12 protein-coding genes and 1 pseudogene are annotated in these 12,286 nt (G+C 36.5%); 11 read left to right on the forward strand and 2 right to left on the reverse strand.

What is annotated here, in order from left to right:
* Positions 1-75: 75 nt before the first annotated feature.
* A complete protein-coding gene (locus O3633_RS08710) occupies positions 76-735 on the forward strand; it encodes a trimeric intracellular cation channel family protein (RefSeq protein WP_049530871.1) in 660 nt (219 codons plus the stop codon).
* 172 nt (positions 736-907) lie between these two features.
* Positions 908-1,486, forward strand: a complete 579-nt coding sequence (locus O3633_RS08715) for an HD domain-containing protein (RefSeq protein ID WP_371621030.1) — start codon at positions 908-910, stop codon at positions 1,484-1,486.
* 182 nt (positions 1,487-1,668) lie between these two features.
* Here the strand turns inward: O3633_RS08715 and O3633_RS08720 are convergent, their stop codons facing one another.
* A complete protein-coding gene (locus O3633_RS08720; protein ID WP_371621031.1) occupies positions 1,669-3,195 on the reverse strand; it encodes an IS1182 family transposase in 1,527 nt (508 codons plus the stop codon).
* On the opposite strand from O3633_RS08720, the pseudogene O3633_RS08725 reads away from it, so the two are divergent.
* A pseudogene (locus tag O3633_RS08725) lies at positions 3,156-3,337 on the forward strand (hypothetical protein). The gene O3633_RS08720 and the pseudogene O3633_RS08725 overlap by 40 nt on opposite strands.
* Here the strand turns inward: O3633_RS08725 and plsY are convergent.
* Complete coding sequence (plsY, locus tag O3633_RS08730) at positions 3,319-3,960, reverse strand: glycerol-3-phosphate 1-O-acyltransferase PlsY (RefSeq protein ID WP_248035440.1); 642 nt, start codon at positions 3,958-3,960, stop codon at positions 3,319-3,321. The pseudogene O3633_RS08725 and the gene plsY sit on opposite strands and share 19 nt — an antisense overlap.
* Before the next feature lie 215 nt (positions 3,961-4,175).
* Here plsY and O3633_RS08735 point away from each other — a divergent pair, with 215 nt between their 5' ends.
* From O3633_RS08735 to O3633_RS08770, 8 genes are all read left to right on the forward strand, one after another.
* A complete protein-coding gene (locus O3633_RS08735) occupies positions 4,176-4,817 on the forward strand; it encodes an amino acid ABC transporter permease (RefSeq protein WP_371621032.1) in 642 nt (213 codons plus the stop codon).
* A 10-nt stretch (positions 4,818-4,827) separates the two neighbouring features.
* Entirely contained in the window at positions 4,828-5,457 is a 630-nt protein-coding gene (locus tag O3633_RS08740) for an amino acid ABC transporter ATP-binding protein (RefSeq protein WP_371621033.1), read from the forward strand.
* Positions 5,458-5,466: 9 nt separating this feature from the next.
* Positions 5,467-6,309: an amino acid ABC transporter substrate-binding protein gene (locus O3633_RS08745; protein ID WP_049530419.1), complete on the forward strand. Its 843-nt coding sequence runs from the start codon at positions 5,467-5,469 to the stop codon at positions 6,307-6,309.
* A gap of 145 nt (positions 6,310-6,454) precedes the next feature.
* The gene (gene parE, locus O3633_RS08750) at positions 6,455-8,404 is read left to right on the forward strand and encodes a DNA topoisomerase IV subunit B (RefSeq protein ID WP_371621034.1); all 1,950 of its coding nucleotides are present in this window, start codon (positions 6,455-6,457) and stop codon (positions 8,402-8,404) included.
* A 1-nt stretch (position 8,405) separates the two neighbouring features.
* Entirely contained in the window at positions 8,406-9,332 is a 927-nt protein-coding gene (locus O3633_RS08755) for a hypothetical protein (RefSeq protein ID WP_371621035.1), read from the forward strand.
* Between the two features lie 81 nt (positions 9,333-9,413).
* On the forward strand, positions 9,414-10,097 hold the full coding sequence (locus tag O3633_RS08760) for a hypothetical protein (protein WP_049530417.1): 684 nt from the start codon (positions 9,414-9,416) through the stop codon (positions 10,095-10,097).
* A 115-nt stretch (positions 10,098-10,212) separates the two neighbouring features.
* Positions 10,213-11,031: an aminoglycoside 6-adenylyltransferase gene (locus tag O3633_RS08765; protein ID WP_049530416.1), complete on the forward strand. Its 819-nt coding sequence runs from the start codon at positions 10,213-10,215 to the stop codon at positions 11,029-11,031.
* 58 nt (positions 11,032-11,089) lie between these two features.
* On the forward strand, positions 11,090-12,271 hold the full coding sequence (locus O3633_RS08770; protein WP_049530415.1) for a hypothetical protein: 1,182 nt from the start codon (positions 11,090-11,092) through the stop codon (positions 12,269-12,271).
* Positions 12,272-12,286: the final 15 nt, after the last annotated feature.

The raw sequence follows: 12,286 nt of genomic DNA on the forward strand, positions 1-12,286 counted from the left end.
AACATTTCAAGCTAAAGTATTTTGAATAACCTTCAAGAAGTCGGAAAGGTTACAAAAATAAATTGAGGAGCTTACATGGATTTTGACCTATTCCTAATGATCTGTAATTATATTGGGACTATAGCCTTCGCGGCTTCAGGAGCCATCAAAGGATTTGGTAAACGATTAGATATTTTTGGAATTAGTTTATTGGCAATTGTAACGGCAGTAGGCGGAGGGATTTTGAGAGATTCTATTATCAGTCGTTTTCCTTCCTCTCTTGCTGATCCCAGCCCGATTTATGTCTCTATCCTTGTAGCGGTTATCATGTATGTCTTTGTAACTTCAAAACAAGCCAATGCTAGTCATGAAAAAAAGTTCTATAAGTGGCTGAGAGAAGCCTATCTCATCTTTGACTCCATTGGGCTGATTATCTTTTCCTTGATTGGAGCGACAGCCCTAGTGGATAGTAAGCTAAATTTGATGTCTGCAGGTCTTTTAGCCTGTTTAACGGGTGCTGGTGGAGGTATTATCCGAGACCTCCTGATCAATGAAGTACCAAGTGTTCTAAAAGAAGATATTTATGCCCTTCTATCTTTCGTAATTGGAGTTATTTATTATTGGTTGGCCTTTGTCCTTCACTTTCCAAGAATCACTGTCTTTATCATTGTTTCTATTGTTGGTTTTGTGATTCGACTCTGCATCATTAAATTCCGACTCTCTTTGCCAAATATGGATAAGAGAACCTTGAATTGATGAATGGCTGAAAGTTTAATTCTAAACCCGTAAATAAGTTTAAAATAGTCATTTTATCAGCGTCTAATCTCATGTGGATTAGGCGTTATTTTTTTGCAAATACGGGAAATTAATGATGTAAAGATTAATTTTTGCTATTATATTTGTAATTTAGAATAAAGTAGGAATAGCAATGAGTAATTTGAAACATTCTGTTGATTTTATTAAAGAAATAGAGAAATTAAAGTCAGTGACAAGATTTAATAGAACTCTTGATGGCAGATTTGAAAATAGTGCCGAGCATTCCTGGCAGGGTGCCATAGCTGCAATGGTTCTTCAAGATTATTATCCTAAAAAATTGAATATGGAAAAAGTGATTCCTATGTTATTGATTCATGATTTAGGTGAGATTTATGCCGGAGATACTTGGGTTTTTGATGATGAAAAAAAGCATCATTCTCATGATAGAGAACTAGCATCTATAGAAAAAACAATGAGCCTCCTTCCAGAAGAGAAATATTTGAATATGAAAAATTTGTGGTTGGAATTTGAAAAAGGGCAGAGTGCTGAAGCAAGATATGCAAGAGTGATCGATGCATTGGTACCACTGATAAATCACTTGGAAGTGTCAGAATTAAATTATAACCCTGATAATATCAGTGCAGACATGGTATTAGAAAAGAAAAAGTTCATAAAAAGTGAATCAGAAGAATTATGGAAACTGATAGAAGACTTGATTCAGGAAAGTGTAGAAAAGGGCTTATATTTTTAATAACAATTGACCCAATAGAAGATAGATTTTTAACTGGAGAATGGAAATATATTTGATTAAACTTGTCATAACTGAAATCGGAATAAGGAAATTGATACAATAGAATATAGAGAAGAGCCTGGGACAAAATAGTTCTCAGCCACAAAAAAGCTAGAGGTTCCCAATTGCGGAACTCTAGCTTTTTAATTTTGAGTCGTTCTCTTATTGTATTTTAAGAGGTTATTGGCCATGAGTATCAATCCCATGTCAATTTTCACTTGACGCTTACCTCGCAAGTTACATCTCTTGTAACCCAAACAAGCCTTTATCTGCCCAAAGACAGGTTCCACATCAATCTTACGTTGAGCGAAAATCTGTCTACCTTCGGGAGATAAAAGCGCCTGACATTCTTTAGTTTTTAAGTGCTGATAGCGTTCGTTCATATACAGTCTCTTTTGAGGGGTTGATTCAAGTTCATCAGCGTAGTAAACCTTGATTTCCTGTTGAAAGTTCGTCTGTGTTTTCTGATGTTTGATATGATGAAAACGATAGCACCAACCGTCAGGATGTGTGTAGCTATCCTCCTTGTCATTATAGTGCCAATTCGCTAAGTTTTTAGCCGACTGTGTATACCCTCTTTTCTGTTCCTTGTCAAACATGGCATATTTAATCAGATGGTTCACCCCCTTTTCATCTAAACGAAGGAGATTCTCTTCACTTCCATATCCAGCATCTGCGACAACTGTCTTTACGTCATGTGGATAGGTTTCAAGGAATGGCAGAAGAGTCTTGGTATCTGTCGGATTTGAGAAGACATCATAGTGAAGAACAAATTGGTTTTCAGTAGCGATTTGAAGATTATAAGCAGCCTTGAGTTGACCATTTTTCATATGGTCTTCTTTCATCCGCATAAAAGTGGCATCTGTATCTGTTTTTGAAAAGCTATTACGCCCCTCAAATGTCCCCTGATACTTCTCATATTTTTCAGCACGTACTGAAAAATCCTCCTTGACTTTACGCAAGACTTTCTTGAGTCTCCGACGTTGAGTTTTACGTTCATCCTTCCCTTTAACGGGTGTCTCCTCAATGTCTTGGTTCAGTTTTGCCAATTCTTCTTCAAGGACTTGAGAGAATGCAAGCAACTGCTCTGAGGAGATAGGCTCTTGTGTATCCAGTTCGATAGCTTGATGGATAAGGGGAGTGATTTCTTCCTGAAAATAGACCTGTATCTGTTCTTGAAGTTTGGCGGAGAATTTCTCTGTCGCTTTCTTCCACACGAAACTATACTTGTTGGCATTGGCTTCAATCTTAGTCCCGTCAATAAACAAGCAATCTAAGGTCACTAACTCTTCCATTTTTAAACGAAGATTGAGGTCGATGAAAAGATTACGAATGAGTTCTTCCATCCCTTCAGCGACTCGAAAACGATTGATAGTGCGATAGCTGACAACTAACTGTTCTGTTAGGTACTGCATGGCGAGATTTTCAATCATCATTTTTTCAATTTTTCGTCCAGAGAAAATCCCTTGTGAATAGGCGAATAGAAGAGTAGCTACAAGCATTTTAGGGTGATAAGACGGGCGACCAAATTCATGATAGAAGGCGTGGAAGTGACGATCCTCCAAGGAATTCACCACTTTTTCAATTGTAAAAACGAGATGGTCTTGTGGCAAGAAAGAACTGATTTCCAGTGGTAAAGTTGTTTGATTTGTGTTATAGTGAATATGCATGGGATAGCCTTTCTAAATGGTTTATTGTGCAATTCTATTTTACCAAGACTATCGCAACCATGCAAAAAGCAACGGCAAATCCGTTGCTTTTTTTGGTACTAAGAGACTATTGTTCCAGACTCTTTATTTTTTTGGTTTTTGATGGGTGAGATTTAGTCCCCAAGGAACTAGGTTCTCAGTTTTGTTTTGAATGCGATTGATATTATCCTTGTGGCGAATGATAATTAAGCTTGCGAGGGCTAGGATAATCACTACAAATAATAAATCGTAACTTGGCAGTAGGAAACCGATAAGTGGAAAGAGGATAACCCCAAGTACAGCAGCAAGGGCAGCAGTAACACTAGAGAGAGAAATCATACTTCCTAGATAAAGAGTGCCGAAGAAAACAACTGCTAGATAGAGGCAAAATAGAGGAGCAAATCCGAAAATGACTCCAGCACTAGTTGCGACAGCCTTTCCTCCTTTAAAGCCTGCAAATACTGGGAAGGTATGCCCAATCACAGCTAAAAGGCCAAAGACTAGAGGTGAAACTCCTTGAACATGAAAGATAAGTGGGAGCAAGGTTGCGATGGTTCCTTTGAAAAAGTCAATCACGAAGGTTGCCATACCCGCTTTCTTACCTAGGATTCGAAAGGTATTGGTCGTTCCAGTATTACCAGAACCATGTTCTCTTAGATTAATCTTAAAGAAGATTTGACCGATCCACAGTCCTGAAGGGATAGAACCCAATAAATAAGCTAAAATTAATAATACTATTGTCATCATGCTTCTATTATACCATGAAATAGGAGAGAAACGGAAAGGAATCTTTTCTCAAATTGTGACATCTGATACTTTATGTAAGTAGAAAAATTTTCTCATGAACACTATTGTTCGGAAATTAAGGCTAAAGTTTTAAAAATTCATGGAAATTTCTGAAAATCCTTGATTTTGTGTTTATTTATGCTATAATAGGAACAATTATTTTTAGGAGGTGGAATATGTCTTACTTATTCGAGATATTACCAAGTTTATTGAGCGGTGCGACAATGACTTTACAAGTTTTTGCACTGGTCTTACTTTTTTCAATCCCTTTAGGCATTTTTGTTGCCTTTTGCTTACAGGTCCATTGGAAACCCCTCCATTACATAATTGATGTTTATATCTGGGTGATGCGCGGGACACCCTTGCTCTTGCAACTAATTTTTATTTATTATGTCCTACCAAGTATCGGAATTCGACTCGACCGTGTGCCTGCAGCGATTATTGCCTTCACGCTTAATTATGCAGCCTACTTTGCTGAAATTTTCCGTGGAGGAATTGCAACCATTCCTCAGGGGCAGTACGAAGCAGCTAAGGTTCTGAAATTTAATCCTATTGATACCGTTCGCTATATCATTTTGCCACAGGTGACCAAGATTGTCCTACCAAGTGTATTTAACGAGGTTATGAGTTTGGTTAAGGATACTTCTCTGGTCTATGCGCTCGGTATTTCAGATTTAATCCTAGCCAGTCGTACTGCGGCCAATCGTGATGCTAGCTTGATCCCAATGTTTCTAGCAGGGGCTATTTATCTGCTTATGATTGGTGTTGTTACAATTTTAGCTAAGAAACTTGAGAAAAAATTCAGCTACTATAGATAGGAGGTTATCCATGTTAGAGTTAAGAAATATCAGTAAAAAATATGGAAAAAAAGAAATTTTATCCAATTTCAGTTTAACAATTCCTGAAAAGCAGATTTTAGCTATTGTTGGTCCATCTGGTGGTGGGAAGACTACCTTGCTCAGAATGTTAGCTGGACTTGAAACTATTGATTCAGGAGAGATCTTTTATAATGGAGCATCCCTACCATTGGATGAACTTGAAAAGCGCCACTTGTTAGGTTTTGTTTTTCAAGATTTTCAGCTTTTTCCTCACTTATCCGTTATGGAAAACTTGATTTTGTCACCTATCAATACTATGGGGATGTCTGAAGCAGATGCTAAGAAGAAGGGAATCGACTTACTCACTCGTCTGGGACTCGAAGCTCATGCAGACGCTTATCCATACTCATTATCTGGTGGTCAGAAGCAACGGGTTGCCTTAGCACGCGCTATGATGATAGATCCTGAAGTGATTGGATATGATGAACCAACTTCTGCCCTTGATCCAGAGTTGCGTCTCGAAGTTGAAAAACTGATTTTACAAAATCGAGACTTAGGCATGACGCAGATTGTCGTGACCCACGACCTCCAGTTTGCAGAGAATATTGCTGACCAGATTCTCAAAGTAGAGCCTAAGTAGGAGGTGTCTATGAATCTAAAGAAAATCAGTCTTGTTTTGGTATTCTTTCTAGCTTTTTTCCTAGTAGGATGTACGCAAAAAGCTAGTGATCCCAAAGTCGATAATTGGGACAAATACCAACAACAAGGAAGCATTACTATTGGATTTGACAATACCTTTGTTCCTATGGGGTTTGAAGAAAAGAATGGCCAATATGTCGGATTTGATATTGACTTAGCCCAGGCTGTTTCTGAGAAACTGGGGTTCAAGGTACAGTTTCAACCCATTGATTGGGATATGAAGGAAACAGAACTTCAAAACGGTACTATTGATGCTATCTGGAATGGATATTCCGCAACAGATGAACGCCGTGAGAAGGTAGCTTTTACAATTCCCTACATGGAAAATCAACAAGTTCTAGTCTCTAAAAAATCGCAAAATATCCAATCTGTGTCTGATATGGCAGGTAAGATTTTGGGAGCCCAAGCAGGTTCCTCTGGTTATATAGATTTCGAAGCTCAGCCAGAACTCTTGAAAAACATTGTAAAAGATCAAAAAGCCAACCAATATCAGAGTTTTAATGAAGCCTTGATTGACCTGCAAAATGACCGGATTGATGCTCTTTTAATTGACCGTGTTTATGCCAATTATTATCTTGAAACTGAAGGAATCTTAGACCAGTATGAGATTTTCCCAGCTGGTTTTGAGAGTGAATCCTTTGCAGTTGGAGTTAGACCGGCTGATAAGACCTTGCTAGAAAATTTAAATAAAGCTTTTAAGGAACTTTATCAAGAAGGAAAATTCCAAGAAATCAGCCAGAAATGGTTTGGTGAAGACGTGGCTACAAGCCAAATTAAAGGAAAAGAAAACTAAGATGTATATCTTGGTTTCTTTTTTTGGTGAAGATGGACGATTTTTTGCTAAAAAGGACTTGTGAATAGGCTTTTTAACTAGAAAATTTTGCAAAATCCTTCGAAAACCTGTAAAATAGAAAAGATGAACAAATAGGAGGTTCCTTGTGTCAAAAAAGGAAATCAATATTAACAATTATAATGATGATGCCATTCAAGTGCTAGAAGGGTTGGATGCGGTCCGTAAACGTCCAGGGATGTATATCGGATCGACTGACGGTGCTGGTCTCCACCACCTTGTCTGGGAAATCGTCGATAATGCTGTCGATGAGGCCTTGTCTGGATTTGGTGACCGGATCGATGTGACAATCAATAAAGATGGAAGTTTAACGGTTCAAGACCACGGACGTGGAATGCCGACTGGAATGCACGCTATGGGAATTCCAACGGTTGAGGTTATCTTTACCATTCTTCACGCAGGAGGAAAATTTGGTCAGGGTGGTTATAAGACATCAGGAGGTCTCCACGGGGTTGGATCTTCTGTCGTCAATGCCCTCTCTAGTTGGTTAGAGGTAGAAATTACTCGTGATGGAGCAGTTTATAGACAACGTTTTGAAAATGGAGGCAAGCCAGTCACCACTCTTGAAAAGGTGGGGACAGCACCCAAGTCTAAGACAGGTACCAAAGTGATCTTCATGCCAGATGCCAGTATCTTTTCTACGACAGACTTTAAGTACAATACTATTTCAGAGCGTCTCAATGAGTCAGCTTTTCTCTTGAAGAATGTAACCTTGTCATTAACGGACAAGCGAACAGATGAAGCAATTGAGTTCCATTATGAGAATGGTGTGCAGGATTTTGTTTCTTACCTCAATGAAGACAAGGAAACCTTGACGCCTGTCCTATACTTTGAAGGCGAAGACAATGGATTCCAAGTAGAAGTAGCCCTCCAGTATAATGATGGATTTTCAGATAACATCTTGTCCTTTGTTAATAACGTTCGTACCAAGGACGGTGGGACGCATGAGACGGGACTCAAGTCTGCCATTACAAAGGTCATGAACGACTATGCGCGTAAGACGGGACTTCTCAAGGAAAAAGATAAAAACCTAGAAGGTTCAGATTATCGTGAGGGACTAGCAGCTGTTCTTTCTATCCTAGTTCCGGAAGAACACCTCCAATTTGAGGGACAGACCAAGGACAAACTTGGAAGCCCTCTGGCTCGTCCTGTTGTGGATGGCATAGTATCTGATAAGTTGACCTTCTTCCTCATGGAAAATGGAGAATTAGCTTCAAATCTTATTCGCAAGGCTATCAAGGCTCGTGACGCTCGTGAAGCAGCGCGTAAGGCGCGTGATGAGAGCCGAAATGGCAAGAAAAACAAAAAAGATAAGGGCTTGCTTTCTGGTAAATTAACGCCAGCCCAGTCTAAAAATCCAGCTAAGAACGAACTCTATCTGGTCGAGGGTGACTCTGCCGGCGGTTCTGCTAAGCAAGGTCGTGATCGCAAGTTCCAGGCTATTTTGCCTCTTCGTGGTAAGGTGATCAATACAGCCAAGGCCAAGATGGCAGATATCCTCAAAAACGAAGAAATCAACACCATGATTTATACCATAGGTGCTGGTGTTGGGGCAGATTTCTCCCTTGAAGATGCCAACTATGACAAGATCATTATCATGACCGATGCGGACACCGATGGTGCCCACATTCAAACCCTTCTCTTAACCTTCTTTTATCGCTACATGCGTCCTTTAGTCGAGGCAGGACATGTCTATATCGCCCTTCCTCCTCTTTACAAGATGTCCAAAGGTAAAGGAAAGAAAGAAGAAGTGGCTTATGCTTGGACAGACGGAGAACTGGAAGAACTCCGTAAGCAGTTTGGCAAAGGAGTCACACTCCAACGCTACAAGGGGCTTGGTGAGATGAATGCGGACCAACTCTGGGAAACAACCATGAATCCAGAAACTCGAACTCTCATCCGTGTTACGATTGAAGACCTAGCACGCGCAGAACGTCGCGTTAATGTCCTCATGGGTGACAAGGTTGAACCACGTCGTAAGTGGATCGAAGACAATGTCAAGTTTACGCTGGAAGAAAGTGGGGAGATGGTGATTTGAGATGAAAAGCATGAGTGCTTTGTCACAAAGAGAGAAAGAGACATTAATAAATAATATAAAAAATTATCAAGATTTGAGAGTTTTATCATTTGATAAAGATTTTAAAAATAGAGAAAAGTTGATTTATGATAGTTCAATAACATCAGTTTTTGGAATTTTTGTTTGCTTAGTTGTTTTTATATTACTTAGTCATATTTTTGAATGGTTTGAAAATGAGATTACAAAAAATATTTTCTTCATATTTGTATTAATAGTTATACTTGTCTTTTTTTACTTCGTTTTTGAATTTCTTAATAAATTTTTTCTAGCTAAAATTAAGAAATTTATTTTTATTGTAATCCCATTTGAATTTTGGATGTTTTTTAGCTCATTATGGTTATTTCCATATCTGAAAAATGGAAACTGGATGTATTTTAATGCTAGACTGAATATGGTTGTGTTTATATTTAGTAGGGTATTTACAGGTCTTCAGTTTTGGAGACTATTTAAACATTTCCCAAATTATTTGATTGAATCACTAAATACTCTTATTGTTCCTTTACTTGCAATAACTTCAATTCTAACATTGATTTTTAGTCCAGAAATTATTAAACCTGAAGGTATGCTAGAGCTTGTTGTTAGCTGGGGGATAATTCTATTTACTTTGACGGTAACTTTACTGCAAATAAATTTTGAAGTTAAGAGTTCTAAAAACAAAGAAATAGCACAACAAATTTTCCAAGAGCAGCTTCTTAAAAATGAAGATGGTATTGATTACAATAGGCTAGTAGAATGTTATTATTATGGTGGTGAGAAATATAAAAAGAAGTTGCTGAGTACGGAGAAATTTTTAGTTATTATTGTTAAAAATGAGTTGAAATCACTAAAAGATTTGAAAACTTATGATAATTATCGACTTTATAAAGCAATTAGAGCAAGAAATATATAAAGTCAATTTCTACAGTTAAACAACTCGGTTATCGATGAACCATATTTTAAATTTAATCATAGTATTCACAAGGATTATAATATGAATGTTGAAATGTTTGAGGAATTGATTAAAGCCATTGATTCAACTGATTGGATTTCCAATTGGATTCAAATAGGTATAGGTGGTTTTTCAATTCTAATACCTATAATTTACGCAACTTGGATTTCAAAAAAAGATACTAAAGAAATTGATGAACGACAACGAAAGCTAGAAATTATTCAATCTTCAATCGCGAAAAATATAGTAGAACTGACAACTCAACAAAAGCAACTATCTGAAACTCAAAAAAAGGTTGAAGAGAGTTTAAGAGAACTTAAAGAAATGGCTCGACAATCAAGGAAGTCAAATCTATTAAAATTACAAAGTGATTTCCCAATATTCTATAGAGCACTAGATGATTTTGAATGGGAATATAACAAACTTTTGAATTCTATTAATGATTTTAATTCTAAAAAGAATTTATCTTCTAATATTGAAGATGAAATAGGTGAAATATTCGCAGCAATTGAGGATTTAATTGAATCAGAAATTAATCATCTGAATACTGAAGAAGTTCCGCCGTTGGCTCTAGCTTATTTTAACAAACTATTAAGAGCAGTAAACTCTTTATCAAAATATTTTTCGACAAACTTTGACGATGTTCAATGTACTAATTTTATAATTGATGATTTTTTAAGAATAAAGATAGCTAGAGAAGAATTACTTTTTTTTGTATATAATTGAAAATATTTAGAAATTTAGTTTTATAGAGCTTGTATAGTTTTTCTAACTTTTTAAATCTTAAGAAACTGTTCGACATAATAAATATGTTACCTTATAGAAAAAGAGGGAGAAACACATGAGAACAGAAACAGAAATGCTTGATGTGATTTCACAAACAGCTAAAACTTTACAAGTTGAGGCTGTCGCTCTATCTGGTTCACGAACGGATACAAAAGCTCCAAAAGATGAGTTTCAAGATTACGATGTTATCTATGTTGTAGAGGATTTGGATAATCTGACGAGTGACCTTTCTTGGTTGGATCGATTTGGCAATCGCATCATAAAACAAGAAGTTACTATCGGTCATCGTTATCTCTATCTTATGCTCTTTGAAGATGGCAATCGGATTGATTTGACTCTTTGCCCCAAAGACCACATTCAAGAGTGGGTGGATAGTGAGGCAGAATTCACAGTTTTAGAAGATAGGAAGGAATTGTTTGAACCTTATTCCCCGAGTCCAGAGCGTTTCTGGACAAGCCCAGCTAGCGCGATAGATTTTGAAAATGCCTGCAACGAATTTTGGTGGGTGTCAGCCTACGTGGTCAAGGGAATCTGTCGCAAGCAAGTTCTCTATGCCACTGATCATCTCTATGGGATTTGTCAACAAGAACTCTTGAAGGTCTTAACTTGGCAGGTAGCCAGTGATAGGGGAAGAATCGACATCGGTAAGAACTACAAGTATCTCTTTAACTATTTACCTGCTGAGAAAGAGAAGGAATTCTCGAATCTACTGAATTTTTCAAATATAGAAAAACTTACTCAGTCTTTATTTGCTACCATGGAACTTTTCCATCAAGAGGCTCAGTCCCTTGCCCAAAAGATGGGCTTTGATTATGATATGGAAGTGGCTGAGAAGATGATTCAGTATGCTGAGGAAAGAAGATGCTTAAAGTAGTAGATTAGAATTCCATTGATAAGGATGAAGCCTTTTAGTAACAATTCGGAGGATTATAATGTTTTTAGATTTAGGAATTACTTCATATTTGTTTGGTAAAATAGCGGATTTTTCTTGGAATCAATTTTATGATTCACTAGGTTTGCAAGAGAAGGCTGATAAAAAGAGTTTAAAAAAATTTATCGAAGATTATCGAGATTATATGATAGACCGTCATAAAGATAATCCGTATTTTGAAGATGTTTTAAGATTTTGGGAAACAAACCATATCGTTGAAGAAATTTTGATGATTGAATATCACTTGAAAAGTAAGTTTGCGACTTATGATGATTTTAAAAACGCTTTGGAGGATCAGTATCCTCAGATTTTCAATAAAAGTTTTTCAATTAGTTTGATGGATGAACTGGATACAAAATTGATTGACATAGTTAGAGAAATGTCTCAATTTTCTCAGTTAGATATTGCTGTTATAACAAATGTTTTTAATACATTAAACAAAGAGTCGAATTCTGAAATAGTATCCTCAATAGAGGAACTCTTAAAACAATTGCAAGAATTTGGTTTTAAAAATAATATTAAATATGATACTCAACTAGCATATATTCAAAAATCAAAAATAAACAATTTGGTATTTACTCACCCTGTGATTTATAAAATGACTATTACTTCAAGAAATGACTATAAATATAATTATTATTTGTTTCAGTCTTTTGAATTTGAAGGTGATTTTGGAGATGATCCAACGGTCTATTTGATTTATTCAGAGGATGATAATAAGATTGAGTTAAATACCTCTAGTCATGGTTTGCAACCTGAAAATTTAAGGGTTCTAAAATTTAAATCAACAGAAATTGAAGGTGATAAGTATAAATATAATATTTCCAGAGAGTACTGTTATTATTCTAATAAAGGAAGTGAATATGATATTAGGCCATTCATTGTTGTTGTGTTAGGTGATGATGTCATGGGATTCGCTACTTTAACAGTGATTAATAAATCATTTAAAAAAGGCCAAAGTTTTATTTTGCCGTTCACTGGACATAACCAATTCGTTCCAAAAGGAAGAGTTTTAATTTGGCCAAATAAAAAAGATTTATTAAAAAAACTTCATGAACCACAGACGGGTAGAGTTTTATTTTTAGACGATTCTGTTGTAGATGAAGTAATTAAAATTAAAAATTATTTTTTAAATTCGTTAAAAGAGGAAGTTAAGACTGCATTGAAAAAGGAATATGAATAGTCGATTTTTAAATCT

It is taken from the genome of Streptococcus sp. 27098_8_22, from assembly GCF_041432415.1.
Lineage (GTDB): Bacteria > Bacillota > Bacilli > Lactobacillales > Streptococcaceae > Streptococcus > Streptococcus pseudopneumoniae_M.